The following is a 26,766-nucleotide window of genomic DNA, read 5'->3' as shown; positions in this document are numbered from 1 at the left end:
TACCCGTGACCAGCACGGGTAGAACTCCACAAATCACCTAGAGCGTCAACAACATCCGGGTATTGCCCAAGGTGTTGGGCTTGACGTAGGACAGGTCGAGGAACTCCGCCACACCGGTGTCGTACGAGCGGCACATCTCCTCGTACACCTCGGCGGTCACCGGGGTGCCCTCGATCTCCTCGAACCCGTGCTTGCCGAAGAAGTCGACTTCGAAGGTCAGCACGAAGATGCGGCGCAGATGCAGATCGCGGGCCACATCGAGCAATTGCTCGACCAGGACATGGCCGACACCGGTGCCGCGGACCTTCGGATGCACCGCCACGGTGCGCACCTCGCCGAGATCGGCCCACAGCACGTGGAGCGCGCCACAGCCGACGAGCTCACCGTCGAGTTCGGCCACCCAGAATTCCTGGACGGCCTCATACAGCGTGACCAGGTTCTTCTCCAGCAGGATCTTGCCCGCGTAGACGTCGACCAGACTCTTGATCGCCGGGACATCGGACGTGCTGGCGCGGCGCACCACGGGGTGTTTGCGCGACTCGCCACTGCCTGGGTTCACAGGCGCAAGAGTATCCGTTTCGGCAACCGATATTCTGTTGCGGTGCCGGGCCAACCTTCTACCGATCCGGTGGTCCCGCGTGCGCGCGTGGCCAACCTCGCCAACGTGCTCACCGGTGTGCGGATGGTGCTTGTTCCGGTCTTCCTCGTTTTTCTGTTCGCCGGCGACGGCCATGAAACCGGCTGGCGGATCGCCGCTTTCACGGTGTTCGCGGTCGCGGTGATCACCGACCACTTCGACGGGGCGTTGGCCCGCAGTTACGGAATGATCACCGAGTTCGGCACTTTGGCTGATCCGATCGCCGACAAGGCGCTGATCGGGGCAGCGCTGATCGGGCTGTCGATGCTCGGCGACCTGCCGTGGTGGATCACCGTCGTGGTGCTGACCCGTGAGATCGGAATCACGGTGCTGCGTTTCGCGGTGCTGCGCCACGGCGTGATCCCGGCCAGCCGTGGCGGCAAGCTCAAGACCCTGGTGCAAGCCGTGGCCATCGGGCTGTTCGTGCTACCGCTGCATGCGTGGCCGGCCATCTGGCTCAACGTCGCCTGGGTGATCATGTGGGCCGCAGTCGTGCTGACCGTGCTCACCGGCGCCGACTACGTCATCTCCGCGATCAGGGATTCGCGTGGACGATCCGCTGCTCACTGACGACGCGAGGGCCCTGGTCGCCGACCTGACGGTGCGCTCGCAGAGTGTGGCCACCGCCGAGTCGCTCACCGGCGGGCTGCTGGCGGCGACGCTGGCGGGAGTGTCCGGGGCCAGTGCGGTTCTGCAGGGCGGGCTGGTCACCTACAACGAGGACACCAAGATCTGGTTGGCCGGGGTGGCTCCGCAGGTCCTCGACGCGGTCGGCCCGGTCGCGGCTCCCACCGCACGGGCCCTGGCGGTTGGCGCCCGGCAGCGTTGCGCAGCTACCTGGGGCGTCGGCCTGACCGGCGTGGCCGGGCCGGAACCGCACGGCGGACACCCGGTGGGCACGGTGTTCATTGGGCTGGCCGGCCCCGTCGACACCGAGGTCATCGAGTTGTCGCTGTCCGGCTCACGCTGGGATATCCGCCGCGCCGCCGTCGACGAGGCGATCGCCCGGTTGCGCTTCCTGGTCGAAAACCAGTAACCGAAATCTCTCGCTGGTGCGGTCGGGAACCTTGCGGCGGCCGGCGGCGTTGGTGTTTTAGCGAACCTTGACAGGCGAGGCGAAGGAGAGCGCGATGACGACATTGCTGCGTGAGGTGATCGGCGACGTGCTGCGTACCGCCCGCACCGAGCAGGGGCGCACGTTGCGCGAAGTGTCCGACGCGGCGCGCGTGAGCCTCGGCTACCTGTCCGAGGTGGAGCGGGGTCGCAAGGAGGCCTCCAGCGAACTGCTCAGCGCCATCTGCGACGCCCTGGACGTGCCACTGTCGCGGGTTCTCACCGATGCGGGGGAGAACATGGCCGAGCGCGAACACGCCGACGCAGCGGTCCAGGTGCCGGCCCACGCCAATGTCGCTCACATCGACATGGCCACCAAGGTGGTCATTCCGCAGGCCGTGTCGATGGCCGTTGCGTGAGATGAGCGTGCTTCCGGCGCCGTCCTGATTGCGCTGCTCGGGGGCGTGGCGCGAATTTTCGCAAAACACCCCATGCGAACAGCCAGCGGGACTGTGGCTGCCTGTCCGGAACCGATAAGTTGGCATCAGAGGAATTGCGGCAACCTGAACAGGCCCGGGCAAGGGCCTACGAGCCCGACAGATAAGGCGGAACGAACTCATGGCCAATCCGTTCGTCAAGGCGTGGAAGTACCTGATGGCGCTGTTCAGCTCCAAGGTCGACGAGTACGCCGACCCGAAGGTGCAGATCCAGCAGGCCATCGAGGACGCGCAGCGGCAGCATCAGGCACTCACCCAGCAGGCCGCCCAGGTCATCGGCAACCAGCGCCAGCTGGAGATGCGGCTCAGCCGCCAGCTCGCCGACATCGAAAAGCTGCAGGTCAACGTCCGGCAGGCGCTGACGCTGGCCGATCAGGCGACGGCCGCCGGTGACGCGGCCAAGGCCACCGAGTACAACAACGCCGCCGAGGCGTTCGCGGCCCAGCTCGTCACCGCCGAGCAGAGCGTCGAGGACCTCAAGGGTCTGCACGATCAGGCCCTGCAGGCCGCCGCTCAGGCGAAGAAGGCCGTCGAGCAGAACGCGATGATGCTGCAGCAGAAGATCGCCGAGCGCACCAAGCTGCTGTCGCAGCTGGAGCAGGCCAAGATGCAGGAGCAGGTCAGCGCCTCGCTTCGCTCGATGAGTGAGGTTGCCGCGCCGGGCAACACCCCGAGCCTCGACGAGGTCCGCGACAAGATCGAGCGCCGCTACGCCAATGCCATCGGGCAGGCCGAGCTGGCCCAGAACTCGGTGCAGGGCCGCATGATGGAGGTCCAGCAGGCCAGCGTTCAGATGGCCGGCCATTCGCGGCTCGAGCAGATCCGCGCCTCGATGCGCGGTGACGCGTTGCCCAGCGGCGACGCCGCTCCCGCCACGCCGGCCTCCCCGGCGACCAACCAGCCTCAGGCCACGCCCGAGAATCCGCTCGGGCAATAGCGATTCGAGTGTTCTAGATCATGGCTACCAAGACCGGTCGACCGGACGCCTGGAGATCGTTGGCGCAGCGGGCTATCGACACCGCGGCCGATCTGTCCGGCGCGCTGACCGAGAAGCTCAGCGCCGCCGCCGATCCGCGCGCGAAGCTGTTGCGCAAACGGCGGTGGGCGGTGCGCTTCGGGGTGTTCTTCACCCTGTCCAGCGTGTTCTGGGTGTTGGTCACGGCGCTGCTGGCGTCGTGGAGCACACCGGTCTGGGGCCTGATCATCAGCGGGGCGCTGGCGGCCGGCGCGGCTTTCCCGGCGACGTTGTTCTGGTTGCGTTACCGGTGGCTGCGCGCGGAACCGCTTCCGGTGCAGCGGCCGGTCTCCGGGCGTCGGTTGCCGCCATGGGGCTCGGCGGCCCGTCAACCGATGGCGGCGCTGATGGCCTCCGAGCGGGGCATGTTCTCGTTACTCGGTGTGTTGGAGCGTGGTCGGATGCTCCCGGCCGACGAACTACGGGAACTCACCGCGGTGGCCAACCACACCGCGCGGACGATGGCGGCCACCGCCACCGAGGTGGTCTCGATGGAGCGGGCGATCAGTAATGCCCCGCAGTCGCGTCAGCACCTGGTGCCGACCATCAACGCATTCACCGCGCAGCTCGGTCAGGGCGTGCGGCAGTACAACGAGATGGTCACTGCCGCAGCGCAACTCGTGTCGACGGTGAACAGCGGCCAGGGCGCGGCGTCCCCGCTGTCCCAGCAGCGCTACCGCAGCGAGCTGACCGGCGCCACCGATCGTCTGATCGGCTGGGCGCAGGCGTTCGACGAACTCGGTCAGCTGCGCCGCGCCTGAATCGCTCCTACAACGACGTGCGCAGTGACGGCACGACGGCGCCGACCAGGCCGCGCACCGTCGCCTTGAGCATGTCGAACATGTCGAAGTAGTCGCGCCACAGCGTGATTCGGCCCTCGTGCACCTCGAACACCCCGCAGACCCAGAACTGCAGGCGCAGCGGCCCGAACACCAGCGCGTCCGTGCGCTCGGTCAGCACGGCCGCACCGTCGGCGGCGATCCGGTGGATCTTCACCTCGAAGCCCACCCGGCCCGGCATCGACCGGAACAGCTTCATCGCGCGGTTGCGTCCGTAGATGGTCGGAAAACCGACGTTCTGGTACACCAGGTTCTGCGCCAGCGCGCTCTCGGCCGTGTCGAAGTCCTGCGCCTGCAGTGCGTTGAGGAAGGTCTCGACCGTGCCGGTCTGGGACGCAGCTGCGGTGGTGGATTGGTCAGCCATGCCCGCAGCCTAGTGGGGAAGGCCTATGGCAGGGTAGGCCGGTGCGCGTAGCTGTGGTCGCCGGACCCGATCCCGGACATGCCTTCCCGGCCCTTGCATTGTGTCTGAAGTTCCTGGCCGCGGGGGATGTCCCGACGCTGTTGACCGGCGTCGAATGGCTCGATACCGCGCGGGCGGCCGGTATCGACGCAGTCGAACTCATCGGCCTCGATGTGACCGATGACGACGACGATGCCGATGCCGGGGCCAAGATCCACCAACGCGCCGCGCGGATGGCGGGCCTGAACGTTCCGGTGCTTCGGGAGCTGCACCCGGATCTCGTGGTCTCCGACGTGATCACCGCCTGTGGCGGGATGGCCGCCGAGCTGCTGGGGCTGCCGTGGGTCGAGCTCAATCCGCATCCGCTGTACCTGCCGTCGAAGGGGTTGCCGCCGATCGGCAGCGGGTTGGCCCCCGGTGTCGGCCTGCGCGGACGGCTGCGCGACACCGTCATGCGCGCGCTGACCGCACGCTCCTGGCGGGCCGGCCTGGCGCAGCGGGCCGAGGTGCGGGCCCAGATCGGCTTGCCGGCCCTCGACCCCGGACCCGTGCGCCGGTTGATCGCCACCCTGCCGGCCCTGGAGGTGCCGCGCCCGGATTGGCCCGCCGAGGCCGTGGTGGTGGGTCCGTTGCACTTCGAGCCGACCGATGCGGTGCTGGCCGTGCCGCCGGGGTCGGGGCCGGTCGTGATGGTGGCACCGTCCACCGCGACCACCGGGACGCAGGGGATGACCGAACTGGTCCTGGAGTCGCTGCGCCCGGGCGACATACTGCCCGAAGGTGCCCGTGTGGTGGTGTCGCGGCTGGGCGGCGCCGATGTCGAGGTGCCTCCGTGGGCCGCGGTGGGCCTGGGCCGCCAGGACGAGCTGCTGTCACATGCCGATCTGGTGATCTGCGGCGGCGGGCACGGGTTTGTGTCCAAGGCGCTGTTGGCCGGCGTGCCGATGGTGGTGGTACCGGGCGGCGGTGATCAGTGGGAGATCGCCAATCGTATTGTGCGCCAGGGCAGTGGGCGGCTGGTGCGGCCGCTGTCCGCGGATTCGCTGGCCGCCGCGGTCGGTACCGTGCTCGGGTCGCCCTCCTACCGTGCGGCCGCGCAGCGCGCCGGCTCGTCGCTGAGCGAGGTGGCAGATCCGGTACGGGTGTGCCATGACGCAGTCGCGGCCACTGGGTAGGTTGGGCCCGTGCGGTTGACGGAATTCCATGAGCTCGTAGACGGCCAGTTCGGCGCGATGCGGGGTCGCTCGTTGCTCGTGGACCACGTGCTCAGCGCCCTCGACGGCCGCACGGCCGCGCAGGCCATCGAGGACGGCGTGGACCCGCGCGATGTGTGGCGGGCGTTGTGTTCGGACTTCGACGTTCCGCGTGACCAGTGGTGAATTGCCGACGACGGATCCGCGGTGGGTGACGTCTTTTCCTGGGCGCTTTTTCGGCGTATACCGGAGTCATGGGGCTCGGTGACCATCCGATGCGAACACCGCTCTACGGTGTCTTGCTGGTAATCGCAGCGGTTCTGCTGTGTTGGCTGGTCGCGTCGACCCTGTCGGGATGGCCGGCCGCCATCGGATATTTCCTGGCCATCGCCGTCGGCGCCTTCGGGTTCGTCATGACGCTGCGGGATCTCGACAACTTTCCGAACTGGCGTCGTTGACCGCGATCCGCTCCGGCGTGTCTTCTTGAATCGAACAGATGTTCGTCTAGTCTGGGCTGTGTTCGACCGACTTGTCGGTGCCCTGGCCTAGCGTCACGGCCAACCGATCGGAACACCGGTCAACACGACTACTTGGAGAGGCACCATCATGGCGCAGCAGGCCCCTGATCGCGAAAAAGCGCTCGAACTGGCGATGGCCCAGATCGACAAGAACTTCGGTAAAGGCTCGGTGATGCGCCTCGGCGAGGAGGTGCGCCAGCCGATCTCGGTGATCCCCACCGGTTCGATCTCCCTGGATGTGGCGCTCGGCATCGGTGGCCTGCCGCGCGGCCGCGTTGTCGAGATCTACGGCCCGGAATCCTCGGGTAAGACCACGGTGGCACTGCACGCGGTGGCCAACGCCCAGGCCGCCGGCGGCATCGCGGCGTTCATCGACGCCGAGCACGCCCTCGACCCCGAGTACGCCAAGAAGCTCGGTGTGGACACCGACTCGCTGCTGGTGAGCCAGCCGGACACCGGTGAGCAGGCGCTGGAGATCGCCGACATGCTGGTGCGCTCGGGCGCGCTGGACATCCTGGTGATCGACTCGGTGGCCGCGCTGGTGCCCCGGGCCGAAATCGAGGGTGAGATGGGTGACAGCCATGTCGGTCTGCAGGCCCGCCTGATGAGCCAGGCGCTGCGCAAGATGACCGGTGCGCTGAACAACTCGGGTACCACTGCGATCTTCATCAACCAGCTCCGCGAGAAGATCGGTGTGATGTTCGGCTCGCCCGAAACCACCACGGGTGGTAAGGCTTTGAAGTTCTACGCCTCGGTCCGCCTGGATGTGCGCCGCATCGAGACACTCAAGGACGGGACCGACGCGGTCGGTAACCGCACCCGCGTCAAGGTCGTCAAGAACAAGGTGTCGCCGCCGTTCAAGCAGGCTGAGTTCGACATCCTGTACGGCCACGGCATCAGCCGCGAAGGCTCACTCATCGACATGGGTGTCGAGCACGGCTTCATCCGCAAGTCCGGGTCCTGGTTCACCTATGAGGGTGAGCAGCTGGGTCAGGGTAAGGAGAACGCCCGCAAGTTCCTGTTGGAGAACGTCGATGTCGCCAACGAGATCGAGAAGAAGATCAAGGAAAAGCTCGGTATCGGTGCTGTCGTGACGGCCGAGGCAAAGCCTGATGACGTCCTTCCCGCCCCGGTTGATTTCTGAGCCGTCGGGTAGGCCCGAGGGGGAGCAGGCGCAGGATCCGCGCAAGCGCGAGGAGCAGGCGAAGAACGTCTGCCTGCGCCTGCTCACTGTGCGGGCCCGCACCCGTGCCGAGTTGACCGAACAGCTCACCAAACGGGGTTACGAAGACGACCTCAGTGCCAAGGTGCTCAATCGGCTCGCCGAGGTCGGGCTGATCGACGACGAGGACTTCGCCGAGCAGTGGGTGCGCTCGCGGCACGCCAACGCGGGAAAAGGCAAGCGCGCCTTGGCTGTCGAGCTTCGTAAGAAGGGTGTCGACAACGACGTCATCGAGTCGGCGCTGGCCGATTTGGACCCGGCTGCCGAACGGCAGCGGGCCGAGCAACTGGTCCGGGACAAGTTGCGTCGCGAACGGCTCACGGACGACGACGGCGACGTCAAGGTGACCCGGCGGCTGGTCGGCATGCTGGCCCGCCGCGGCTACAACCAGTCGATGGCCTTCGACGTCGTCAGCGTGGAGCTGGCGAGTGAGCGGGAGCGGCGCCGGGTATAGCGGCCGCATTGTGTCGCTATAACCGGGTCAGTCCCGTTGGGTGTGCAATACCTGCGCGCCCGGTGCGCCTTCCTGCTCGACGGCCTCGGCCTCCAACGGTGCGGGCCCACGACTGGAGCGGCGCAACCGGCGTTCGATCCGCGTGGCCAATACCGACAGTGCGAAGTTGACGCTGATCATCAGGATTGCGATGACGATCAGTGCGGGCAGGATGTTCGTATACGCAGACCCGATATTCGTGCCCTGCCGCACCATCTCGACGAAGGTGATCTGATAGCCGATCGCGGTGTCCTTGAGCACCACCACCAGCTGCGACACCAGCACCGGCAGCATCGCCGTGATCGCCTGAGGCAACAGGATCAGCCGCATCGTCTGAGTCCACGTCATCCCGAGTGACCACGCGGCTTCTTGTTGGCCGCGGGGCAGAGAGTTGACGCCGGCCCGGACGATTTCGGCGATCACGGCGCCGTTGTAGAGCGTCAGGCCGGTGATCACGCCCGCCAGCGCGATGTGCTTGGACGGGAACAGGTCGTACATCCCGTAGAGGAAGTACGCGAAGATCATCATGACCAGCACCGGCACCGCGCGGAAGAACTCCACGATCACCGCACAGAGCCACCGGAGCGGGGGAATGGGCGACAACCGGCCGACCCCGAGCAGCAGGCCCAGCACGAGTGCCAACACGATCGAGATGCCCGCCGCCGTCAGCGTGCCCTGCACACCCGGTAGGACGTAGGTGGTCCACAGGTTCGAGGTGAGAAATGGCTTCCACTTCGCGCCCTGGAACTGGTCCTTGGCCCAGAGTTGGTACAGCACGAAGGCAATCGCCGCGCCGGCGGCGACGACCGTGAGCGCGGTCAACGCGTGGTTACGGACCCGGGCCCGCGGGCCCGGGGCGTCGAACAGGACCGAGGCGCCCGTCATGCTTGTCCGTTCTTCGCGCAAGCGCTCATCGGTGTTTGTCTGTTCTTCGCGCAAGCGCTCATCGGTGCTTGTCTGTTCTTCGCGCAAGCGCTCATCACCGCGCCACCGCCATTCGCTTACCCAACCACCCGAAGAACAAGCCCAGCGGCAACGTCAGCAGGATGAATCCGGCCGCCATGATGACGCCGATGGTGAGCACCGCGGCGGTGTCCTCGATCATCTCCTTCATCAACAGTGCCGCCTCGGCCACGCCGATCGCCGAGGCGATCGTGGTGTTCTTCGTCAACGCGATCAGTACCGAACCCAGCGGGATGATCACCGCCCGAAATGCCTGGGGCAGCAGGATCAATCGCAGATTCTGCCCGAAGGTCAACCCGAGTGACCGCGCAGCTTCGGCCTGACCCAACGGGACCGTGTTGACCCCGGACCGGATCGTTTCACAGACGAATGACGCCGTGTAGACCGTCAATCCGAGCACAGCCAACCGAAAATTGGTGTCCACGATGGAGGTTGGTGAGTCCGGGTCGGTGAAGGTGATCTGCAGAGTCTGTCCCACCCCGAGCGAGCAGAACACGATGATCAGGGTGAGTGGGGTGTTGCGAACAATGTTGACGTATGCGGTGCCGAGCCAGTTCAGCACCGGCACGGGCGCGAGCCGCATGGCGGCCAGCACGGTACCCAGAATGAGTGCGCCGACCGCGGAGTACACCGTCAGCTGGATGGTGGTCCAGAACGCCGCGAATATCTCGTCGCGGTATTGAGTGAAGATCTCCACGGCCGGAGCGTTACCTCGCCGCTCAGTTGCGGTCGACCGACGGCGGCGTCGGTGCCTGGATGCCGGCCGGCCCGAGGTTCTTGTCGAACGCTTCCTTCCAGGCGCCGCTGGACTCCATCTTCTCGATCGCGTCGTTGATCTTGTTGCGCAACTCGGTGTCGCCCTTCTTCAGCCCGATGCCGTAGCGCTCCTCGGAGAAGGTGTCGCCGACGATCTTGAACGTCCCGGGGCTCTGCGCGGCATACCCGGCCAGGATCACCTCATCGGTGGTCAGCGCATCGATGTTGCCGTTCTTGAGTGCCTCGAGGCACAGCGAGTAGGTGTCGTACTGCTGCAACTGCACCTTGGGGTACTCGTCCTTGATCCGCTGCGCCGGCGTCGAACCGGACACCGAGCACAGCTTCTTGTTGTTCTCCAGCGATGCCGCACCGGTGATGTCGGTGTTGTCGGCGCGCACCAGCAGGCTCTGCCCGGTCAACAGGTACGGCCCGGCGAAGTCGACCTTCTCCTTGCGGGCGTCGGTGATCGAGTAGGTGGCGACGATGTAGTCGACCTGATCGTTCTGGATTAGCGTCTCGCGCTGGGCGGACGGCGCTTCCTTCCATTCGATCTGGTCGTCGGTGTAGCCGAGTTCCTTGGCGACGTACCGGGCCACATCGACGTCGAATCCCGACATGGTGCCGTCCGGGTTCTTTTGGCCCAGACCGGGTTGGTCGTACTTGGTTCCGATGACGATCTTGTTGCCGTCGTCACCCCCGCCGCAGGCTGTCGCGGCGAAGGGAAGGGCGATCGCGAGCGCGAGGGCACCGACCAACTTGAACGGCACGGGCATGTTCGGGTTCCTTTCGGGACAGCGTCAGTGATGAAGGATTTTGCCGAGAAAATCTTTGGCGCGATCCGATTTCGGATTGTCGAAGAACTCGGCCGGCGGCGCGTCCTCGACGATGGTGCCGTCGGCCATGAACACCACCCGGTCCGATGCACGCCGGGCGAACCCCATCTCGTGGGTGACCACCACCATCGTCATGCCCTCGCCGGCCAGGGAGGTCATCACCGCCAGAACCTCGTTGATCATCTCGGGATCCAGGGCGCTGGTCGGCTCGTCGAACAGCATGACCTTCGGGTTCATCGCCAGCGACCGGGCGATCGCGACGCGTTGCTGCTGGCCGCCGGACAGCTGCGCCGGGTACTTGTCGGCCTGATTGGCCACCCCGACACGGTCGAGCAGGGCCATCGCCTTCTCCCGGGCTTCGGCCTTGGACTTCCGGCGCACCTTCACCGGCGCGAGCGTGACGTTCTCCAGGATCGTCTTGTGCGCGAACAGGTTGAAGGACTGGAACACCATGCCGACGTCCGAGCGGAGCTGGGCCAGCTTGCGGCCCTCGGCCGGCAGCGTCTCGCCGTCGACCGCGATGCTGCCGGAGTCGATGGTCTCCAGCCGATTGATCGTGCGGCACAACGTGGACTTGCCCGAACCCGAGGGCCCGAGGACCACCACCACCTGGCCGCGGCCCACATCGAGGTTGATGTCTTTGAGAACGTGCAGTGCTCCGAAGTGCTTGTTGACTCCCGACAGTGAGATCATCGGCACATCTGCCGGTGCTGCATCATCGACCTGCGGCTGCGCGCCGGGGCTCCCCATGGCAGGTGACCTTACCCAGGGAATGTCCAGCCTGCCCGGATCTCGTGAATCCGCCGCGTTAACGTTTCGGGCGGCTCCGTACCATTGAGGCCGTGACGACGATGGTGAACCGGGGAGCGGCTGCCGACGGGCGCTCGCGCGAGGAGCCGACAGCGCACAACCCGGCTTCTGGTGAGCTCTCGCGCACCTATCAGGTCCGCACGTACGGCTGCCAGATGAACGTGCATGACTCCGAGCGGCTGTCCGGCCTGCTGGAGGACGCCGGATACCGGCGGGCCGAAGACGGTGCCGACGCCGACATCGTGGTGTTCAACACCTGCGCGGTGCGGGAGAACGCCGACAACAAGCTCTACGGCAACCTCAGTCACCTGGCCCCGCGCAAGCAGGCCGATCCGAACATGCAGATCGCCGTCGGCGGGTGTCTGGCGCAGAAGGACCGTGATTCGGTGCTGCGCCGCGCCCCATGGGTCGACGTGGTCTTCGGCACCCACAACATCGGGTCGCTGCCGACGCTGCTGGAGCGCGCCCGGCACAACCGCGCCGCCCAGGTCGAGATCGTCGAGGCCCTGCAGGAGTTTCCGTCCACCCTGCCCGCGACCCGCGAGTCCGCATACGCGGCCTGGGTGTCGATCTCGGTGGGCTGCAACAACACCTGCACGTTCTGCATCGTTCCGTCGCTGCGCGGCAAAGAAGTGGACCGGCGCCCCGGCGACATCCTGGCCGAGGTGCAGACCCTGGCCGACCAGGGCGTGCTGGAGGTCACCCTGTTGGGGCAGAACGTCAACGCCTACGGGGTGTCGTTCGCCGACCCCGAGGTGCCCCGCGACCGCAGTGCGTTCGCCAAGCTGCTGCGCGCCTGCGGCGACATCGACGGGCTCGAGCGGGTCCGGTTCACCTCACCGCATCCGGCCGAGTTCACCGACGACGTCATCGAGGCGATGGCACAGACCCCCAACGTTTGCCCGACGCTGCACATGCCGCTGCAGTCGGGCTCGGACCGCATCCTCAAGGCGATGCGCCGCTCGTACCGGGCCGAGCGCTACCTGGGCATCATCGACAAGGTCCGGTCCGCGATCCCGGATGCGGCGATCACCACCGACCTCATCGTGGGCTTCCCCGGCGAGACCGAAGAAGATTTCCAGGCCACCCTCGATGTGGTCGAACAGTCGCGGTTCGCCAGCGCCTTCACCTTCCAGTACTCGATCCGGCCCGGCACCCCGGCTGCCGTGATGCTCGATCAGCTACCGAAAGCGGTTGTCACCGAACGCTATCAGCGGCTGATCGAGCTGCAGGAGCGAATTTCCTTGGCGGAGAACCAGGCTCAGGTCGGCCGGGAAGTCGAGCTGTTGGTGGCCACCGGAGAGGGGCGTAAGGACGCCAGCACCGCCCGCATGTCGGGCCGGGCCCGCGACGGCCGGCTGGTGCACTTCACCCCGGGCGACAACGACATTCGGCCCGGCGACATCGTCACCACCACCGTGACCGGCGCTGCGCCACACCATCTGATCGCCGATGCCGCGCTGGCCGGTCATCGACGTACCCGCGCCGGCGACGCCCACGCGGCCGGGCAGCGCCCCCGTACCGGCGTCGGACTGGGACTGCCGCGCGTCGGCGCCCCCGAGACCTCGGCGTCCTCAGGAGGATGTGGCTGTTGAGCAACGAAAGCGACTTCGACCGGTTCAAGGACGACCTCGCCGCCGTCGAACGCAAGGTGACCCGGGAGTTCGACTCGGGCCCGCGCGCGATGGTGGTGGCGATCCTCGTGTTCGTGGTGCTGCTGTCGTTCGTGTTGCCGCACACCGGTTCCAGCAAGGGCTTCGACGTCCTGGTCGGTGATGCCACCGCCGTCGCCGACGGCATCTCGCTGCCATCGCGGGTGTTCACCTGGCTGGCCCTGGTGTTCTCGGTCGGATTCTCGACGCTGGCGCTGATCACCCGCCGCTGGGCGTTGGCGTGGGTGGCCCTCGCCGGTTCCGCGGTGGCCAGTGCGCTCGGGATGCTCGCGGTGTGGTCGCGTCAGACCGCAGCCGGCCACCCCGGTCCCGGCATCGGCTTGATCATCGGCTGGCTGGCGGTGATCGTGCTGACCTTCCACTGGGCGCGGGTGGTGTGGTCGCGCACCGCACTGCAGTTGGCGGCCGAAGAGGATCGTCGTCGCGAAGCCGCGCAGCATCAGCAGCGCGGCATCCTCGACCCGCCGACGCCCGATGTCCCGAAGCAAACCGACGCCACCGAGACCGACCCGGCCGGCGAGAAGCCTGACCAGCCGGACCAGGCCTAGCCGGTCTCGGCCCGGCCGCAGGTCCTACTTGCGGTCTCCGAGCGCGGCTGCCGCCGCGTCGGCCCACTGACGCCACTGCTCGGCGCTGGCCCTGGCCTCGGCAGCAGCCTTGGCCCGGCCAGCGGCCTCGGCTTTCTCGGCCTGCCGTTCGAACTGTTCGGCGCGTGAGCGGAACTGATCGGCACGAGCCTGGGCCTCGGGATCGACGCCACCGGCCGGAGCATCGCGGACCTTCTTCTCCACGGCGCGCAGCCGTCGTTCCAGGTCGGCCGCGCGCTCGCGGGGAACCTTGCCGATCGCATCCCACTTGTCGCCGATGACGCGCAAGGCGGCGCGGGCGGCGTCCAGATCGGTCGTGTCGATCTTCTCGGCCTCGGCCAGCAGCGCCTCTTTGGCGGTGGCGTTGGCCTTGAACTCGGCGTCGCGTTCGGCGTTCGCGGCGTTACGTGCTCCGAAGAACGTGTCCTGGGCCGCCTTGAACCGGTGCCACAGCGCGTCGTCGAGGTCCTTGGCGGCGCGTCCGGCGCTCTTCCACTGGGTCAGCAGGTCCCGGAAGGCCGCGGCGGTGGCACCCCAATCGGTCGACCCGGCCAGTTGCTCGGCCTGTTCGCACAGCGCCTCCTTGGCCTGGCGGGCCCCGACGCGGCCGCGGTCGAGTTCGGCGAAGTGCGAGCCGCGGCGGCGATTGAACGTCTCCCGGGCGGTGGAGTAGCGCTTCCACAGCGCATCGTCGAGCTTGCGGTCGAGCCCGGTGATGGTGCGCCACTCGTCGAGAATCTCGCGCAGTCGGTCACCGGCGGACTTCCACTGGGTGGAGTTCGCGGCCAGATCCTCGGCCTCGGCGGCCAGCGCCTCTTTGCGCGCGGTCTGCGCGGCGCGGTGCTCGTCACGCTGGGCCCGCTCGTTCTTGGCGGCCTCATCGGCATGTTCCAGGATCGCGGTCAGACGGGCGCTCAACGCGTCGACGTCGCCGAGAACCGCTGCAGTGGGCAGGGTTTCGGCCAGGGCGGCAGCCGCGGACTTGATCTTGCGGGCATCGCCGGTGCCGGAGGACAGCCGACGTTCCAGCAGGGCCACCTCGGTGTGCAGATCGTCGAACCGCCGGCCGAAGTGGGCGAACGCCGCCTCGGTGTCACCGGCCTGCCAGGAGCCGATGACGCGCTCACCGGATCCGTTGATCAACCACACTGTGCCGTCATCGTCGACCCGTCCGAAGCGGTGCGGATCGCTGGTCGGCGCCACCGCGACCACCGGGGCGACCCGGCTGGGGCGGGGGACGGGGCGGGGCGGCCCCGGCCTCGGAACGGACGAAGGAGTGGGCCTCGGCGTGGGCCCGGACGTCGGCTGGGGGGTGGCACCGCCTGGCTCACTGGTTGTCATATCCGCTCCTCGTACTCCGCGCGGTTCGCCCGCGCATCTGCCGCGCGACGCGGCGCCTGATGCTGTCGCTTGTCCGCTATTCAAGCAGGTCGTGCTGTGCCGTGCCCATGGCTTTCGGGTCAACGCCCCGACAAACTGCACCGGGCGGCCGCCGATCGGCCGGATCCGGCGGTGTCGTGGGCGTCGTTCACGAGCACTCCGCGCAGCGCAGCAGGGGCGGCGCACTAGTTTGGTGACGTGCTGAGCGCCATCGCCATCGTCCCCGCCACGCCGGTTCTCGTGCCCGAACTCGTGGGTGCGGCGGCCGCCGAGGTGGCCGGGTTGCGCGAGGCGGTGATCACTGCCGCGGGTTCGTTGCCGCCGCGTTGGCTGGCGGTCGGTGTCGGCCCCCGCGACGAGGTGTACGGACCCGACTGTGCCGGGACCTTCGCCGGCTACGGCGTCGACGTCCCGGTGGCACTCGGCCCCGCAGGCGTGGGCGAGCCGGTCGAACTTCCGCTGTGTGTGCTGGTCACCGGGTGGATTCGCGGACAGGCGGCGCCCGGCGCCACCGTCGAGGTCCACGCTGCGGGTCCGTATCCCAGGCGGGGAGGTCACCGTGACGATCACCGAATCCACCAGCTATCTGCGCGGACCTTCGGTGCTGGTGGCCCGCGGGGAACTGTCCGACGAATGGTGGAACGCTGCCCACGCGTAATTGGGGTGCGCGTGGCCCGATCCGCGTGACACCCTGGAAGTACATATGACTCATCCAGAACAACCCGTCACTCCCAGCACCGGTGAGCTGGCCCTCGAAGACCGCGCCTCGTTGCGCCGCGTCGCCGGGCTGTCCACCGAACTCACCGACGTCACCGAGGTCGAATACCGCCAGCTGAGGCTGGAGCGTGTGGTCCTGGTCGGGGTGTGGACCGAGGGCAGCGCGGCCGATGCTGACGCGAGCCTGACCGAGCTGGCGGCGCTGGCCGAGACCGCGGGCTCAGAAGTGCTCGAGGGCCTCATCCAGCGTCGGGACAAGCCGGATCCGTCCACCTACATCGGCTCGGGCAAGGCGCAGGAGCTGCGCGAGATCGTGCTGGCCACCGGCGCCGACACCGTCATCTGCGACGGCGAGCTGTCACCCGCGCAGCTCAACTCGCTGGAGAAGGTGGTCAAGGTCAAGGTCATCGACCGCACTGCGCTGATCCTGGACATCTTCGCCCAGCACGCCACGAGCCGGGAGGGCAAGGCACAGGTGTCGCTGGCCCAGATGGAGTACATGCTGCCCCGGCTGCGCGGCTGGGGTGAGTCGATGTCGCGTCAGGCTGGTGGTCGTGCCGGCGGGGCCGGTGGGGGCGTGGGAACCCGCGGCCCCGGCGAGACCAAGATCGAAACCGACCGCCGCCGTATCCGTGAGCGCATGGCCAAGCTGCGCCGTGAGATTCGCGACATGAAGAAGATCCGCGACACCCAGCGCAGCCGGCGACTGTCCTCCGACGCCGCCTCGGTGGCGATCGTCGGCTATACCAACGCCGGCAAGTCCAGCCTGCTCAACGCACTGACCGGGGCCGGTGTACTGGTGGAGAACGCCCTGTTTGCGACGCTCGAACCCACCACCCGCCGTGGCGAATTCGACGACGGACGGCCGTTCGTGCTGACCGATACCGTCGGCTTCGTCCGGCACCTGCCCACCCAGTTGGTCGAGGCGTTCCGGTCCACCCTCGAAGAGGTGGTCGACGCCGACCTGCTCGTGCATGTGGTGGACGGCTCTGACGAGCATCCGCTGGCGCAGATCAACGCGGTCCGCCAGGTGGTCAACGACGTGGTCGCCGAATACGACATCGCCCAGCCGCCGGAACTGTTGGTGGTCAACAAGATCGACGCAGCCACGGATCTCGGGCTGGCCGCGCTGCGGCGCGCCCTGCCCGACGCGGTGTTCGTCTCGGCGCGCACCGGTGACGGGCTGGACCGGTTGAGGTCCCGGATGGCGGAGATGATCCCGCCCACCGACGCGACGGTGGACGTGACGATTCCCTACGACCGTGGAGAACTGGTGGCGCGCGTGCACGCCGAAGGGCGGGTGGACGCCACCGAGCACACCGCCGACGGAACCCGGATCAAGGCACGGGTGCCGATGGCGCTGGCGGCCAGCCTGAACGAGTTCGCCACCTTCTGAGCGCTTCTCGGCCCGGACGTCAGGCGGCGGGCTCGGACTTCTTGGCGTCATCCTCCTGACCGAGTGCCTTGCGCACGGTCTTACCGAGTGACTTGGTGAAGTCGCGCACCGGATGTCCCTTGATGCCCTCCGCCTTCGGCAAAGACGGACGTTGGGGGGAGATGGTGCCGGCCGGGGTGGACAGCCCCTCCTTCGGTTTGGCGACGGCGCTGAGCCGCAGCAGCGGTTTGGGATGTGCCTTGGCTGCCACCTTCGTCGGGATATCCGTTGCCGGGCTCGCGGCGGTGATCGAAACATCGTCGCTGTCTTGAACTGTCGCGGTGTCGGCCGATTCGGTCGGGTCGGTCCACCCGGGCAGCGGATCGAGGCCGGGGTTGAGTGCTGCCTGGATGCCCTCGGGGATGTCGTTGACGAGATCGCCTGCCAACTTGACCGGATTGAACCGCGGCAGCACCTGGAAGGGTGTGGGCTGGCTGTAATCGGTTCGGGTGTAACCGGTTTCGATCAGAGTCTGCGCCATCGGCGAGGCCAGGTCGACGAGCGGGATCACCAGGGCCGAAGTGCCGGTGGCCTCACCCAGATCCAGGAACGGCTGCATGATGGGCAGCGTCTTCGCCGGTAGCGTGATGTAGTAGGTGTCGCTGCCGTCTACTTTCTGGCAGTGCGTTTCGGCACTGCAGTTCGCCTTGGCGTTCTCGATGGCGGCCTGCACCTGCTCGGGGGTGTAGCCGTAGGGAGTGGCGGTGGCCGGATCGTCGCCCCTGGGGTCCAGGTAGGTGCCGTGCACGTATTGGAAGCCGGCCAGTGCGTTGGCCAGGGCGAGCGGATTGAGCACCCATGACGGAGCGTCGGCGACGCCGTCGTACTGCAGCGCGATGTCGTAGGTCTGGATGCCCGTGTCGGTCGGAGTGGGCTGGCCGAACGTCGCGTCGAGGATCGGCACGGTTCCCAGGATCGCCAGCCGTTCGAACAGCCCGCCGTCCGGGCGGTTCGGATTGCCGATCAGGACGAAGCTCAGATTCTGTTTCTGCTCGTCGGTCAGATCGGCCAGATTGCCCTTGACGATGCTGGCCACGGTGGCGCCCTGCGAATACCCGAAGACGACCACGGGGTGCGCGGCACTGGGATTGTTGTCCCCGACGAGTTCGCTGGTCAGCCGGGTGACCCCGCTGGCGACCGAGACGTTCCATTTGGCGCCTTCCAGGCCGCCCCACCCGGCGAACGGAAACGGCCAGAACTGGGCGATATAGGGGACCGGCACCGGTTCGGCACAGTCGGCGGCACCACAACTACCGGTGGGTTGTACGTAATAGGCGACGGCGTTGCTCATGTAGTTGTTCGAGTTCTGCGGATCCGGGGTCCCCGTGCCGGGCACGATCAGCGGGGTGGCCGCCACCACCAGGCCGAGCGCCGCGGTGCCGACAGGTGTCAGGCCGATGGCCACCGAACCGGATATGGCCACGGCGCCGACCAGCAGTGACCTGGCAGCAGAACGGGGTGAGAATCGCATCGGCCCGGATCTCCTTCTGCTGACGCCGCCGTCAGCGCTGAGGGGATCTTTGCACCGTCACGGAACCGCTACCGGGCAAACGGCCGAAGTGGTTGCCGCCCAACGGCTTCAGCGGTTCCGGATCACCGGGGGTTCGTGCGCCCGCACCGGGGGCGGCGTTCCATCGAACTTCTCGACCTGCACCAGCACATGCGCCCCCGTGCAACCGTGCGCCAGCGCGGAGGTGCCGACATCGTCGGTGAGCACGTTGGGGTTGCCGTGTACGCACATCGAATCCGGGTCGGCCGGATCTGCCGGGTCGAACCAGGCCCCGGTCGACAATTGCACCACCGCCGGGCGCAACTGGTCGTCGATGACCACCCCGGCCAGGCAGGCCCCGCGATCGTTGAACACCCGCACCACGTCGCCCTCGGCCAGACCCCGCGCGGCCGCGTCATCCGGGTGGATCCGGATCGGTTCACGCCCTTGGACTTTCGACGACTGACTGGTGGCGCCACCGTCGAGCTGGCTGTGCAGCCGGGTCGCGGGCTGATTGGCCAGCAGGTGCAGCGGATAGGTCTGCGCACGCTTGCCGCCCAGCCACTCCGTCGGCTCGTACCACCGGGGGTGGCCGGCGCAGTCGTCGTAGCCGAACCCGTCGATGGCCTGCGAGAAGATCTCGATGCGACCACTCGGGGTGGCCAGCCGGCGCCCGACCGGATCGGCCCGGAAATCGGCCAGCAGGGTCAGGCCCGGTTCGGTGGGCAGCCGCAGCTGCCCGTCCGCCCAGAACTCGTCGAACCCAGGAACCTCGAAATCCAGCCCGGCTGACCACTTTTCGTACATGTGGACCAGCCACTCCCGCGCCGTTCGGCCCTCGGTGAACCGTGGGCCGAAGCCGAGCCGTTCGGCCAGTGCCGAGAACGTGGTGTAGTCGTCGCGGGAGTCGGCATACGGCCGCGCCAGTGCGGGCATGGCCACCAGCAGCGGGTCGTTGCGCGATCCCGAATAGTCCTCGCGCTCATAGGCGGTGGTCGAGGGCACCACGATGTCGGCGTGCTTGGCCATCGCCGTCCAGTACGGGTCGTGCACCACGACGGTGTCCACCCGCGACAGGGCCCGGCGCAATCGCGGGATGTTCTGGTGATGGTGGAACGGATTGCCGCCGGCCCAGTACACGCACTTGATGTCGGGGTAGGTCAATTGCATGCCGTTGTAATCGAACGGCTGACCGGGGTGCAGCAACATGTCGGCGACCGCCGCGACGGGGATGAACGTCTGCACCGGGTTGGGCCCCTGCGGCAGGGCGGGCAGGCCGCAGCGCAGCGGCGGCAGCCCCGGCTCGTTCATCGACCCGTAGCCGTGCCCGAAACCACCTCCCGGAACACCGATCTGGCCGAGCATCGCGGCCAGGGTCAGGCCCATCCACGGAGCCTGCTCGCCGTGCCGGATCCGCTGCAGGGACCAGCTGACAGTGACCAGGGTGCGCGACGCGGCCATCTGCCGGGCCAGGGCGGTGAGCTCGCCGGCGGGCAGACCGCTGAGCGCCGACGCCCACCGGGGGCTCTTGGCGACACCGTCGTCGCGACCCAGCAGGTAACGCTCGAACCGCGGATACCCCGTGCAATGTGTCTCCAGGAAATCCAGATCGGCCAGCCCCTCGGTGGCCAGGACATAGGCCAGGGCGAGCATCACCGCCACATCGGTGCCGGGCACCGGGGCCAGCCAGCGGCAGTCGCCGTCGACGTCATCGCGCAGCGGGCTCAACGACACGACCTGTCCGCCGCGCTCCCGCATCCGGCGCAGCGCGTCGCGGGCCGGATGTGCCGTGGTGCCACCGTGATTGATGCCGGTGTTCTTCAGCGCGACACCTCCGAAACAGACCAGCAGGTCGGTGTGGTCGGCGATGACATCCCAGTCGGTGGAGCGTTTGAACAGGTCGTCATGGGTCCCGACCACCCGCGGCATGATCACCCCGGTCGCGCCCAGGCTGTAGGAATGGCGGGAAAACGTGTAGCCGCCAAGCATTTTCAGGAAGCGGTGGACCTGACTCTGGGCGTGGTGGAAGCGTCCGGCGCTGGCCCAGCCGTAGGACCCACCGTAGATCGCCTCGTTGCCGTAGCTGTCGACGACGCGCCGCAACTCGTCGGCCAGCAGTTCGGTGAGCTCGTCCCACGACACCGCGACGTACTCGTCGGCGCCGCGTTCGGCGCTGGGACCGGGGCCGTCACGCAGCCAGCCGCGGCGCACCGCGGGCCCGGCGACGCGGGAGCGGTGCCGGATGGAGCCGGGGAGGTTTCCGAGCAACGGTGAGGGGTCGGTGTCACTGCCGAGTGCGGTGACGGCGGCGATGTCGCCGTCGGCGACGTCCGCGGTGAAGGCGCCCCAGTGCGCAAGGCTCATGGGGGACCGGGGCATGACCAGAGTTTACGGGCGCTACCCACCCTCCCCGGAGCTGACCAACCACCCGGTTGGTATAGGTTGGCCCCAAATCCGTAACCAGTACCGGAGGTCACACCATGGGCAGTGTTGTGAAATACGACCGCACGTTGTTCGAACCGGAGCACGAGTTGTTCCGCGAGTCCTACCGCGCATTCCTGGACAAGCATGTCGCGCCCTTCCACGACCAGTGGGAGAAGGACAAGATCGTTGACCGCGGAGTCTGGCTCGAGGCGGGTAAGCAGGGCTTTCTCGGCATGGCGGTGCCCGAGGAGTACGGCGGCGGCGGCAACGACGATTTCCGGTACAACACGATCGTCTGCGAGGAGACCGTGGCCGGCCGCTACAGCGGCATCGGCTTCAGCCTGCACAACGACGTCGTCGCGCCTTATCTGCTGCGCCTGGCCAACGAGGAGCAGAAGCAGCGCTGGCTGCCCAAGTTCTGTACCGGTGAATTGATCACGGCGATCGCAATGACCGAACCCGGTACGGGCAGCGACCTCCAGGGCATCAAGACCCGTGCGGTCCGCGACGGCGACCACTACGTGCTCAACGGATCGAAAACGTTCATCACCAACGGCATCCACTCCGACCTGGTGATCGTCGTCGCCCAGACCGACCCGGAGAAGGGCGCGCTGGGCTTCTCCCTGCTGGTGGTGGAGCGCGGCATGGAGGGCTTCGAACGGGGCCGGCACCTGGACAAGATCGGCCTGGAGGCCCAGGACACCGCCGAGTTGTCGTTCACCGACGTCAAGGTGCCGGTCGAGAACCTGCTCGGTGAGGAAGGTCAGGGTTTCGTCTACCTGATGCAGAACCTGCCGCAGGAGCGCATCTCGATCGCCATCATGGCTGCCGCGGCGATGGAGGCCGTGCTGGAGCAGACGGTGCAGTACACCAAGGAACGCAAGGCATTCGGCAAGCCGATCGGCAGCTTCCAGAACAGCCGGTTCCTGCTGGCCGAACTCGCGACCGAGGCCACCGTGGTGCGCATGATGGTCGACGAGTTCATCCGGTTGCACCTCGACGAGAAGCTCACCGTGGAGCAGGCCGCGATGGCCAAGTGGTACTCCACCGAGAAGCAGGTCGACCTCATCGACCGCTGCCTACAGCTGCACGGCGGCTACGGCTACATGCGTGAGTATCCGGTGGCGCGGGCCTACCTCGATGCTCGGGTGCAGACCATTTACGGCGGCACCACCGAGATCATGAAGGAGATCATCGGACGCAGTCTGGGCGTCTAGGCACCCCCGATATTGCGCGGGTAACACCCGGGAAAGCCCGATTTTGGGTCAGAACACCCGGATATTGCGGGTTTTTTGGCCATGATCGGCCACGTTCCTTGGTTATCGTCACCTGCTGAAGCAAAGTTGTCGGGGCGGGACACTTCTGAGGAAACTTTGCCGAACGAGCGGGGAGGGCGCATGACTAGGCCTGGAGCGAGGCTGAACGCGGCCGTGTGGCGGTTGGCGGTCGGCCTGCTCGCACTCGTGGTCGCTGCTTTGACGGTGCCGGCGGTGGCTTCGGCCACCCCGGAGTCCGATGCCGACGCGGCGATCGTCGCCGCCTGGGAAGCCAACGGCGGTGACGGCGGGCCGCTCGGACCGCGGCAGGGCGGCGTGTACGCAGTGGGTTCGGGCTTCGCGCAGAACTTCGCCGGCGGCAAGATGTTCTTCACGCCGGCGACCGGCGCCCACTTCATGCAGGGCGCGATTCTGGAGAAGTACGAGTCGTTGGGCGGCGCCGCCGACGGCGATCTGGGATTCCCCACCATCGACGAGGGCGCGGGCCGGGCTGCCGACAGCCGCAACTCGACGTTGAGCGCGCCTGACAACCCCGTCATCTTCTGGACCCCGGCCACCGGTGCCCGGGTGGTCCGGGGTGCGATCAACGCCGCGTGGGACAAGCTCGGCGGGTCCGCCGGAGTGCTGGGCGTCCCGGCCGACGACGAGTCGTTCGACGGCGATGTGATTTCCCAGAAGTTCACCGGCGGTGAGATTTCCTGGAACCGCAAGACCAAGGCGTTCACCACGGTGCCGCCGGAACTGGCCGATCAGCTCGCCGGTCTGGACGTCCCTTCGGACCCGGCCGCGGCGATCGCCGCGGCTCGCCGCGCGGCGGGCGGGCCGATGGGCCCGCTGGGCGCCAAGGACGGTGACCAATATCCGATCGGCAACGACGGGCTGGGCCAGAACTACGCCGGCGGCAAGATCTTCTACAGTCCGGCCACCGGGGCCAACGCCGTCACCGGTCAACTGCTGGAGAAGTACGAAAGCGTCGGCGGCCCCGAAGGCGATCTGGGTTTCCCGACCGCCAGCGAGTCCGAGGGCGGCCTCGGACCCAACAGCCGGATCAGCACCTTCGCCGCGGCCGACGAACCCGTCATCTTCTGGACCCCCGACTACGGCGCAGTGATCGTCCGAGGCGCGATGAAGGCGGCCTGGGACAAGCTGGGCGGGGCCAAGGGTGCACTGGGCGCCCCGATGGCCGACCAGACCGAAGACGGTTCGGTGATCAGTCAGCGGTTCAGCGGGGGAGCGATCTCCTGGGATCGCGAGGCCAACAAGTTCACCACCGAACCCTCCAAGCTCGCCTCCGAGTTGAGCGGCCTGCAGATTCCGGGTCTCGGACAGCCGCATGCCGGCGGTCCGCAACCCTCGACCGGTGACACCAAGAAGCCGTTCACCTGGCACTGGAGCTGGTGGTGGCTGATCGCGGTGGTCCCGGTGCTGCTGCTGGCAGGTCTGATCGTCGGGGCCGCGCTGTGGCACCGCCGCCGGGCCGGTGGTGATGACGATTTCGACCGCGATCCGTTCGACGATGACTACGACGACGGCGGGCCCGGGGACTCACGCTATGACGACAGCCGCTACGACGAGGCGCGCTACGAATCGCGCGGGTACGACCGCGACGAATTCGAAGATGAGGGCGGCGGCGAGGCGGTGGGCGGCTACCGGCCGGGTGGCGCTTACGGTGCCGGTGAAGCCACGACGGCGCGATTCGCCGGACCGGCCGACGAGTCCGGGGCTGCGGCGTCCCCGTACGACGGTCCCACCGACATCGCCATGCCGGTCAGTCAGTGGGCCGCTCCACAGGGTTCGGCCGGCGGGTACCGATCGCCGGGTGAGGACGATGAGCCGCCCGAGGATTCCCCGCGCCTGGCCGGCCCGGCGCCGGACCGCGGCTTCGACGGCTACGAAGACGACGGCTATCAAGACGATGACGACTTCGAGGACGACGACTTCGAAGAGGATGACTTCGATGACGAGGACTTCGACGACGAGGACCTCGACACCCCCATCGACGCGGACTTCGAGGAGGTCGCCGAGGGCGACGACGCCGATGTCGAGATCGAAGCGGAGCTCGCGGATGAGGACCTGGCCGACACCGGGGCGCTCGTCAGTCCGCCGGGCGGCGTGAGCGGGGCGTCAGCTTTCGCGGCGCTGGGCGGCTTTGCCGCGCCGAACGATCAGGACAATGTCGACACCGCTCCGACCCGCGTCATCACCGAGGCCGAGGCGTACAGCAGCGAGACGCACAGCGGGCGTCACGCGGCCATCGAACTCGAGGAGATCCCCAGCGCCACGGCAATCCACCTACCGCTGGAAGACCCGAACCGCGCGCCGGAGGGCTACCCGATCAAGGCAGACACGAAGTCCGGCCGGTACTGGGCACCCGACAGCAGTGAGTACGACGACGCGGTGGCCGAGATCTGGTTCGCCAGTGAGGAATTCGCTCGTACCAACGGTTTCGTCCGAACGGACTGAAGTCTTGTCCCGGCCGCCGTCCGCGGCCGGGACGATCCCGGCCGGTCAGATCTTGCGGATCACGGTGACGACCTTGCCGAGCACCGCGGCGTCGTTACCGGGGATCGGGTCGTACGCCGGATTGTGGGGCATGAGCCAGACCTGACCGCGCGTCCGCTTGAACGTCTTGACGGTGGCCTCGCCGTCGATCATGGCTGCCACGATGTCCCCGTTGTCGGCCACGCTCTGCTGGCGCACCACCACCCAGTCGCCGTCGCAGATGGCGGCGTCGACCATCGAGTCCCCGACGACCTTGAGCAGGAACAGCGAGCCCTCGCCGACCAGTTCGCGGGGCAGCGGGAAGACATCCTCGACGGCCTGCTCGGCCAGGATCGGACCGCCCGCCGCGATCCGGCCGAGCACCGGGACGAAGGTCGGTTCGGGCAGCGCATCGGAGCCGGCCACGTCGGTGGAGACCACGGCGGCGGCCGCCGGATCGTCGGCGGCCCGCACGTCGACCGCGCGCGGCCGGTTGGGGTCGCGTCGTAGATAGCCCTTGCGTTCCAGGGTGCGCAACTGGTGGGCGACCGACGAAGTCGAGGTCAAGCCGACCGCGTCGCCGATCTCTCGGATGCTGGGCGGGTAACCGCGACTGTTCACCGACGCGCGGATCACGTCCAGAATCGTCCGTTGCCGGTCGGTGAGGCCGCCCTCGGCCCGGCGTGGGCCCGTGTCGTCCGATCCGGCCGGGTTGTCGGTGCTGCCGTCCCTGCTGCGGTCGTCGCTCATGTGGCCGAATGTAGTCGCTGCTTGAACATTAATCAAACATGTGTTCGACGCGTGTCGTGGGCTTGTCCGCTGGTGGAGGCCCTGTGGGTCCCGGGCCGGGGTCCGCGCGGGCTTCGCCCGGCCGTACTTGTCGGTGCCCTGTTCTATCGTTTGGCAACAGTTCGATCACATGTTCTATCCATCGAACACTTGAGCGACTATGTTCGAACACAGGAGCGAATCCGTCCCACCGAAAGGCAGTCAGATGGCGATCATCGATATCCCCGCCGAAAGCCGTTCCCGTGCTGTCCGGGTCCCCGTCACGCCGAACTCGCCGCCGCGCGCCGCCCGCGCCCGGCCGGCCCGGCGGTGGTTCGGTCCACTACCGCGGAACCGGCGTGCTGATGTCGCGGGCATCGCACCGCAGCCGGCCCATCACGCCGCTGACAACGGTCTTGCTGGCGCTGGTCGCGGCCGGCATCACCGTGTGGCTGGGGTTGGTTGCCCAGTTCGGCGGCGTGCTGGGCGCCGACGCACAGACGCCGAGCCCGACCGAACTTGCGGTGGTTCAGGTGAAGTCAGGGGAGACGCTGCAGCAGGTGGCCCGGCGGGTCGCCCCGGACGCCCCGGTGGCGCGGGTCGTCGAGCAGATCCGTGATCTCAACCAGCTCGATTCCGCGGCAGTCGATGCCGGGCAGACGTTGCTCGCGCCGGTTGGCTGAGCAGCGCGATGTCCGCTGAATCGTCCTGGCAGTCAGCCACACTGGCCGGCGTCGGCATGAGCACCTACACCCCACTGGACCCGGCGGTGAGTCTGCCGCGGGCATCGCGGGTACGCTCAAGGGCGCTCGAACTAGTTGTCCGACGGCATGACGAAGGAGCGGTAATGCATTGTCCGTTCTGCCGTCATCCTGATTCGCGTGTGGTCGATTCCCGAGAGACCGATGAGGGTCAGGCCATCCGGCGCCGGCGGTCCTGCCCTGAGTGCGGTCGGCGGTTCACCACCGTTGAGACGGCCGTGCTGGCCGTGGTGAAGCGCAGCGGGGTGACCGAGCCGTTCAGTCGCGAGAAGGTCATCCGCGGGGTGCGCCGGTCCTGTCAGGGCCGTCAGGTCGACGACGATGCCCTCAACGTGCTGGCGCAGAAGGTCGAGGACGCGGTCCGCGGCCTGGGCACACCGGAGATCCCCAGCCACGAGGTCGGCCTGGCGATTCTCGGTCCCCTGCGTGAACTGGACGAGGTGGCCTACCTGAGGTTCGCCTCGGTGTACCGGTCGTTTTCCTCGGCCGAAGACTTCGAGCGTGAGATCGAGGCGCTGCGGGCCCACCGCGCCGAGGCGTAG

27 protein-coding genes and 2 pseudogenes are annotated in these 26,766 nt (G+C 67.6%); 19 read left to right on the top strand and 10 right to left on the bottom strand.

What is annotated here, in order from left to right; genetic code table 11:
* Window positions 1–37 precede the first annotated feature (37 nt).
* Window positions 38–559: an amino-acid N-acetyltransferase gene (locus tag BN2156_RS08855; protein WP_264035412.1), complete on the bottom strand. Its 522-nt coding sequence runs from the start codon at window positions 557–559 to the stop codon at window positions 38–40.
* Between the two features lie 42 nt (window positions 560–601).
* Between BN2156_RS08855 and pgsA the strand changes: the two genes are divergently transcribed.
* The 5 genes from pgsA (at window position 602) to pspM (ending at window position 3,963) form a co-directional block, all read left to right on the top strand.
* Window positions 602–1,207, top strand: a complete 606-nt coding sequence (gene pgsA / locus BN2156_RS08850) for a CDP-diacylglycerol--glycerol-3-phosphate 3-phosphatidyltransferase (RefSeq protein WP_090512480.1) — start codon at window positions 602–604, stop codon at window positions 1,205–1,207.
* A complete protein-coding gene (locus BN2156_RS08845; RefSeq protein WP_090425257.1) occupies window positions 1,185–1,673 on the top strand; it encodes a CinA family protein in 489 nt (162 codons plus the stop codon). Before pgsA ends, BN2156_RS08845 begins: the two co-directional genes overlap by 23 nt.
* Before the next feature lie 94 nt (window positions 1,674–1,767).
* Entirely contained in the window at window positions 1,768–2,109 is a 342-nt protein-coding gene (clgR, locus tag BN2156_RS08840; RefSeq protein ID WP_090512477.1) for a transcriptional regulator ClgR, read from the top strand.
* Between the two features lie 199 nt (window positions 2,110–2,308).
* Window positions 2,309–3,124 (top strand): phage shock protein PspA, encoded by an 816-nt coding sequence (gene pspA, locus BN2156_RS08835; protein WP_090512474.1) that lies wholly within the window; start codon window positions 2,309–2,311, stop codon window positions 3,122–3,124.
* A gap of 20 nt (window positions 3,125–3,144) precedes the next feature.
* The gene (gene pspM / locus BN2156_RS08830) at window positions 3,145–3,963 is read left to right on the top strand and encodes a phage shock envelope stress response protein PspM (RefSeq protein WP_090512473.1); all 819 of its coding nucleotides are present in this window, start codon (window positions 3,145–3,147) and stop codon (window positions 3,961–3,963) included.
* Window positions 3,964–3,970: 7 nt separating this feature from the next.
* Here the strand turns inward: pspM and BN2156_RS08825 are convergent, their stop codons facing one another.
* The gene (locus BN2156_RS08825; RefSeq protein ID WP_090512470.1) at window positions 3,971–4,405 is read right to left on the bottom strand and encodes a limonene-1,2-epoxide hydrolase family protein; all 435 of its coding nucleotides are present in this window, start codon (window positions 4,403–4,405) and stop codon (window positions 3,971–3,973) included.
* A 41-nt stretch (window positions 4,406–4,446) separates the two neighbouring features.
* On the opposite strand from BN2156_RS08825, the gene BN2156_RS08820 reads away from it, so the two are divergent.
* From BN2156_RS08820 to recX, 5 genes are all read left to right on the top strand, one after another.
* Window positions 4,447–5,619: a glycosyltransferase gene (locus BN2156_RS08820; protein ID WP_090512468.1), complete on the top strand. Its 1,173-nt coding sequence runs from the start codon at window positions 4,447–4,449 to the stop codon at window positions 5,617–5,619.
* Window positions 5,620–5,628: 9 nt separating this feature from the next.
* The gene (locus BN2156_RS08815) at window positions 5,629–5,823 is read left to right on the top strand and encodes a DUF3046 domain-containing protein (protein WP_090512465.1); all 195 of its coding nucleotides are present in this window, start codon (window positions 5,629–5,631) and stop codon (window positions 5,821–5,823) included.
* A gap of 68 nt (window positions 5,824–5,891) precedes the next feature.
* Window positions 5,892–6,095: a hypothetical protein gene (locus BN2156_RS08810; RefSeq protein WP_090512463.1), complete on the top strand. Its 204-nt coding sequence runs from the start codon at window positions 5,892–5,894 to the stop codon at window positions 6,093–6,095.
* A gap of 148 nt (window positions 6,096–6,243) precedes the next feature.
* A complete protein-coding gene (gene recA / locus BN2156_RS08805; protein WP_090512460.1) occupies window positions 6,244–7,299 on the top strand; it encodes a recombinase RecA in 1,056 nt (351 codons plus the stop codon).
* Window positions 7,268–7,831 (top strand): recombination regulator RecX, encoded by a 564-nt coding sequence (gene recX / locus BN2156_RS08800; protein WP_090512456.1) that lies wholly within the window; start codon window positions 7,268–7,270, stop codon window positions 7,829–7,831. Before recA ends, recX begins: the two co-directional genes overlap by 32 nt.
* 27 nt (window positions 7,832–7,858) lie before the next feature.
* On the opposite strand, the gene BN2156_RS08795 is transcribed toward recX, so the two are convergent.
* The 4 genes from BN2156_RS08795 to BN2156_RS08780 all read right to left on the bottom strand — a co-directional run bounded on the left by BN2156_RS08795 (window position 7,859) and on the right by BN2156_RS08780 (window position 11,115).
* Window positions 7,859–8,755 (bottom strand): amino acid ABC transporter permease, encoded by an 897-nt coding sequence (locus tag BN2156_RS08795; protein WP_090512453.1) that lies wholly within the window; start codon window positions 8,753–8,755, stop codon window positions 7,859–7,861.
* 94 nt (window positions 8,756–8,849) lie between these two features.
* Window positions 8,850–9,530 carry an amino acid ABC transporter permease gene (locus BN2156_RS08790; RefSeq protein WP_090512451.1) on the bottom strand — a complete coding sequence of 227 codons (681 nt, stop codon included), beginning with the start codon at window positions 9,528–9,530 and terminating at the stop codon, window positions 8,850–8,852.
* A 22-nt stretch (window positions 9,531–9,552) separates the two neighbouring features.
* A complete protein-coding gene (locus BN2156_RS08785; protein WP_090512448.1) occupies window positions 9,553–10,362 on the bottom strand; it encodes a glutamate ABC transporter substrate-binding protein in 810 nt (269 codons plus the stop codon).
* 24 nt (window positions 10,363–10,386) lie between these two features.
* Window positions 10,387–11,115: an amino acid ABC transporter ATP-binding protein gene (locus BN2156_RS08780; protein WP_162490839.1), complete on the bottom strand. Its 729-nt coding sequence runs from the start codon at window positions 11,113–11,115 to the stop codon at window positions 10,387–10,389.
* A 158-nt stretch (window positions 11,116–11,273) separates the two neighbouring features.
* Between BN2156_RS08780 and miaB the strand changes: the two genes are divergently transcribed.
* Both miaB and BN2156_RS08770 read left to right on the top strand, forming a co-directional pair.
* Window positions 11,274–12,827 carry a tRNA (N6-isopentenyl adenosine(37)-C2)-methylthiotransferase MiaB gene (gene miaB, locus BN2156_RS08775; RefSeq protein ID WP_276021071.1) on the top strand — a complete coding sequence of 518 codons (1,554 nt, stop codon included), beginning with the start codon at window positions 11,274–11,276 and terminating at the stop codon, window positions 12,825–12,827.
* Entirely contained in the window at window positions 12,815–13,453 is a 639-nt protein-coding gene (locus BN2156_RS08770) for an Rv2732c family membrane protein (protein WP_090512440.1), read from the top strand. Before miaB ends, BN2156_RS08770 begins: the two co-directional genes overlap by 13 nt.
* A gap of 24 nt (window positions 13,454–13,477) precedes the next feature.
* Here BN2156_RS08770 and BN2156_RS08765 read toward each other — a convergent pair whose 3' ends face one another.
* Window positions 13,478–14,833: a DUF349 domain-containing protein gene (locus tag BN2156_RS08765; RefSeq protein WP_090512438.1), complete on the bottom strand. Its 1,356-nt coding sequence runs from the start codon at window positions 14,831–14,833 to the stop codon at window positions 13,478–13,480.
* Window positions 14,834–15,070: 237 nt separating this feature from the next.
* Here BN2156_RS08765 and BN2156_RS08760 point away from each other — a divergent pair.
* The 3 genes and pseudogenes from BN2156_RS08760 to hflX form a co-directional block, all read left to right on the top strand.
* A pseudogene (locus BN2156_RS08760) lies at window positions 15,071–15,403 on the top strand (hypothetical protein); the annotation flags it as partial.
* A pseudogene (locus BN2156_RS30370) lies at window positions 15,396–15,530 on the top strand (diaminopimelate epimerase); the annotation flags it as partial. The pseudogenes BN2156_RS08760 and BN2156_RS30370, both read left to right, overlap by 8 nt.
* A 45-nt stretch (window positions 15,531–15,575) precedes the next feature.
* Window positions 15,576–16,985, top strand: a complete 1,410-nt coding sequence (hflX, locus tag BN2156_RS08755; RefSeq protein ID WP_090512435.1) for a GTPase HflX — start codon at window positions 15,576–15,578, stop codon at window positions 16,983–16,985.
* A 19-nt stretch (window positions 16,986–17,004) separates the two neighbouring features.
* Here the strand turns inward: hflX and BN2156_RS08750 are convergent, their stop codons facing one another.
* The gene (locus BN2156_RS08750; protein ID WP_090512432.1) at window positions 17,005–18,495 is read right to left on the bottom strand and encodes a PE-PPE domain-containing protein; all 1,491 of its coding nucleotides are present in this window, start codon (window positions 18,493–18,495) and stop codon (window positions 17,005–17,007) included.
* A gap of 108 nt (window positions 18,496–18,603) precedes the next feature.
* Window positions 18,604–20,892 carry a molybdopterin-dependent oxidoreductase gene (locus tag BN2156_RS08745; protein ID WP_090512429.1) on the bottom strand — a complete coding sequence of 763 codons (2,289 nt, stop codon included), beginning with the start codon at window positions 20,890–20,892 and terminating at the stop codon, window positions 18,604–18,606.
* A gap of 101 nt (window positions 20,893–20,993) precedes the next feature.
* Between BN2156_RS08745 and BN2156_RS08740 the strand changes: the two genes are divergently transcribed.
* Window positions 20,994–22,154, top strand: coding sequence for an acyl-CoA dehydrogenase family protein (locus tag BN2156_RS08740; protein ID WP_090512427.1), 1,161 nt, complete (start codon window positions 20,994–20,996; stop codon window positions 22,152–22,154).
* A 180-nt stretch (window positions 22,155–22,334) separates the two neighbouring features.
* The gene (locus tag BN2156_RS08735; protein WP_090512424.1) at window positions 22,335–24,677 is read left to right on the top strand and encodes an LGFP repeat-containing protein; all 2,343 of its coding nucleotides are present in this window, start codon (window positions 22,335–22,337) and stop codon (window positions 24,675–24,677) included.
* A gap of 45 nt (window positions 24,678–24,722) precedes the next feature.
* On the opposite strand, the gene lexA is transcribed toward BN2156_RS08735, so the two are convergent.
* Window positions 24,723–25,445 carry a transcriptional repressor LexA gene (gene lexA, locus BN2156_RS08730; RefSeq protein ID WP_090512423.1) on the bottom strand — a complete coding sequence of 241 codons (723 nt, stop codon included), beginning with the start codon at window positions 25,443–25,445 and terminating at the stop codon, window positions 24,723–24,725.
* Window positions 25,446–25,726: 281 nt separating this feature from the next.
* On the opposite strand from lexA, the gene BN2156_RS08725 reads away from it, so the two are divergent.
* Complete coding sequence (locus BN2156_RS08725; protein WP_235625250.1) at window positions 25,727–26,146, top strand: LysM peptidoglycan-binding domain-containing protein; 420 nt, start codon at window positions 25,727–25,729, stop codon at window positions 26,144–26,146.
* A gap of 164 nt (window positions 26,147–26,310) precedes the next feature.
* Window positions 26,311–26,766, top strand: coding sequence for a transcriptional regulator NrdR (nrdR, locus tag BN2156_RS08720; RefSeq protein WP_019348288.1), 456 nt, complete (start codon window positions 26,311–26,313; stop codon window positions 26,764–26,766).

It is taken from the genome of Mycolicibacterium neworleansense, from assembly GCF_001245615.1.
Lineage (GTDB): Bacteria > Actinomycetota > Actinomycetes > Mycobacteriales > Mycobacteriaceae > Mycobacterium > Mycobacterium neworleansense.
The sequence above is the reverse complement of the archived record's forward strand: the minus strand, read 5'-3'. Positions and strand labels throughout refer to the sequence as shown.

Bases quoted from the DNA above. Each gene is read 5' to 3' on its own strand.
- clgR (WP_090512477.1), top strand. From the start codon at position 1,768: ATGACGACATTGCTGCGTGAGGTGATCGGCGACGTGCTGCGTACCGCC.
- pspA (WP_090512474.1), top strand. From the start codon at position 2,309: ATGGCCAATCCGTTCGTCAAGGCGTGGAAGTACCTGATGGCGCTGTTC.
- pspM (WP_090512473.1), top strand. From the start codon at position 3,145: ATGGCTACCAAGACCGGTCGACCGGACGCCTGGAGATCGTTGGCGCAG.
- BN2156_RS08825 (WP_090512470.1), bottom strand. From the start codon at position 4,405: ATGGCTGACCAATCCACCACCGCAGCTGCGTCCCAGACCGGCACGGTC.
- BN2156_RS08810 (WP_090512463.1), top strand. From the start codon at position 5,892: ATGGGGCTCGGTGACCATCCGATGCGAACACCGCTCTACGGTGTCTTG.
- recA (WP_090512460.1), top strand. From the start codon at position 6,244: ATGGCGCAGCAGGCCCCTGATCGCGAAAAAGCGCTCGAACTGGCGATG.
- recX (WP_090512456.1), top strand. From the start codon at position 7,268: ATGACGTCCTTCCCGCCCCGGTTGATTTCTGAGCCGTCGGGTAGGCCC.
- BN2156_RS08795 (WP_090512453.1), bottom strand. From the start codon at position 8,755: ATGACGGGCGCCTCGGTCCTGTTCGACGCCCCGGGCCCGCGGGCCCGG.
- BN2156_RS08785 (WP_090512448.1), bottom strand. From the start codon at position 10,362: ATGCCCGTGCCGTTCAAGTTGGTCGGTGCCCTCGCGCTCGCGATCGCC.
- BN2156_RS08780 (WP_162490839.1), bottom strand. From the start codon at position 11,115: ATGATCTCACTGTCGGGAGTCAACAAGCACTTCGGAGCACTGCACGTT.
- miaB (WP_276021071.1), top strand. From the start codon at position 11,274: ATGGTGAACCGGGGAGCGGCTGCCGACGGGCGCTCGCGCGAGGAGCCG.
- BN2156_RS08770 (WP_090512440.1), top strand. From the start codon at position 12,815: ATGTGGCTGTTGAGCAACGAAAGCGACTTCGACCGGTTCAAGGACGAC.
- BN2156_RS08765 (WP_090512438.1), bottom strand. From the start codon at position 14,833: ATGACAACCAGTGAGCCAGGCGGTGCCACCCCCCAGCCGACGTCCGGG.
- hflX (WP_090512435.1), top strand. From the start codon at position 15,576: ATGACTCATCCAGAACAACCCGTCACTCCCAGCACCGGTGAGCTGGCC.
- BN2156_RS08750 (WP_090512432.1), bottom strand. From the start codon at position 18,495: ATGCGATTCTCACCCCGTTCTGCTGCCAGGTCACTGCTGGTCGGCGCC.
- BN2156_RS08745 (WP_090512429.1), bottom strand. From the start codon at position 20,892: ATGCCCCGGTCCCCCATGAGCCTTGCGCACTGGGGCGCCTTCACCGCG.
- BN2156_RS08740 (WP_090512427.1), top strand. From the start codon at position 20,994: ATGGGCAGTGTTGTGAAATACGACCGCACGTTGTTCGAACCGGAGCAC.
- BN2156_RS08735 (WP_090512424.1), top strand. From the start codon at position 22,335: ATGACTAGGCCTGGAGCGAGGCTGAACGCGGCCGTGTGGCGGTTGGCG.
- lexA (WP_090512423.1), bottom strand. From the start codon at position 25,445: ATGAGCGACGACCGCAGCAGGGACGGCAGCACCGACAACCCGGCCGGA.
- nrdR (WP_019348288.1), top strand. From the start codon at position 26,311: ATGCATTGTCCGTTCTGCCGTCATCCTGATTCGCGTGTGGTCGATTCC.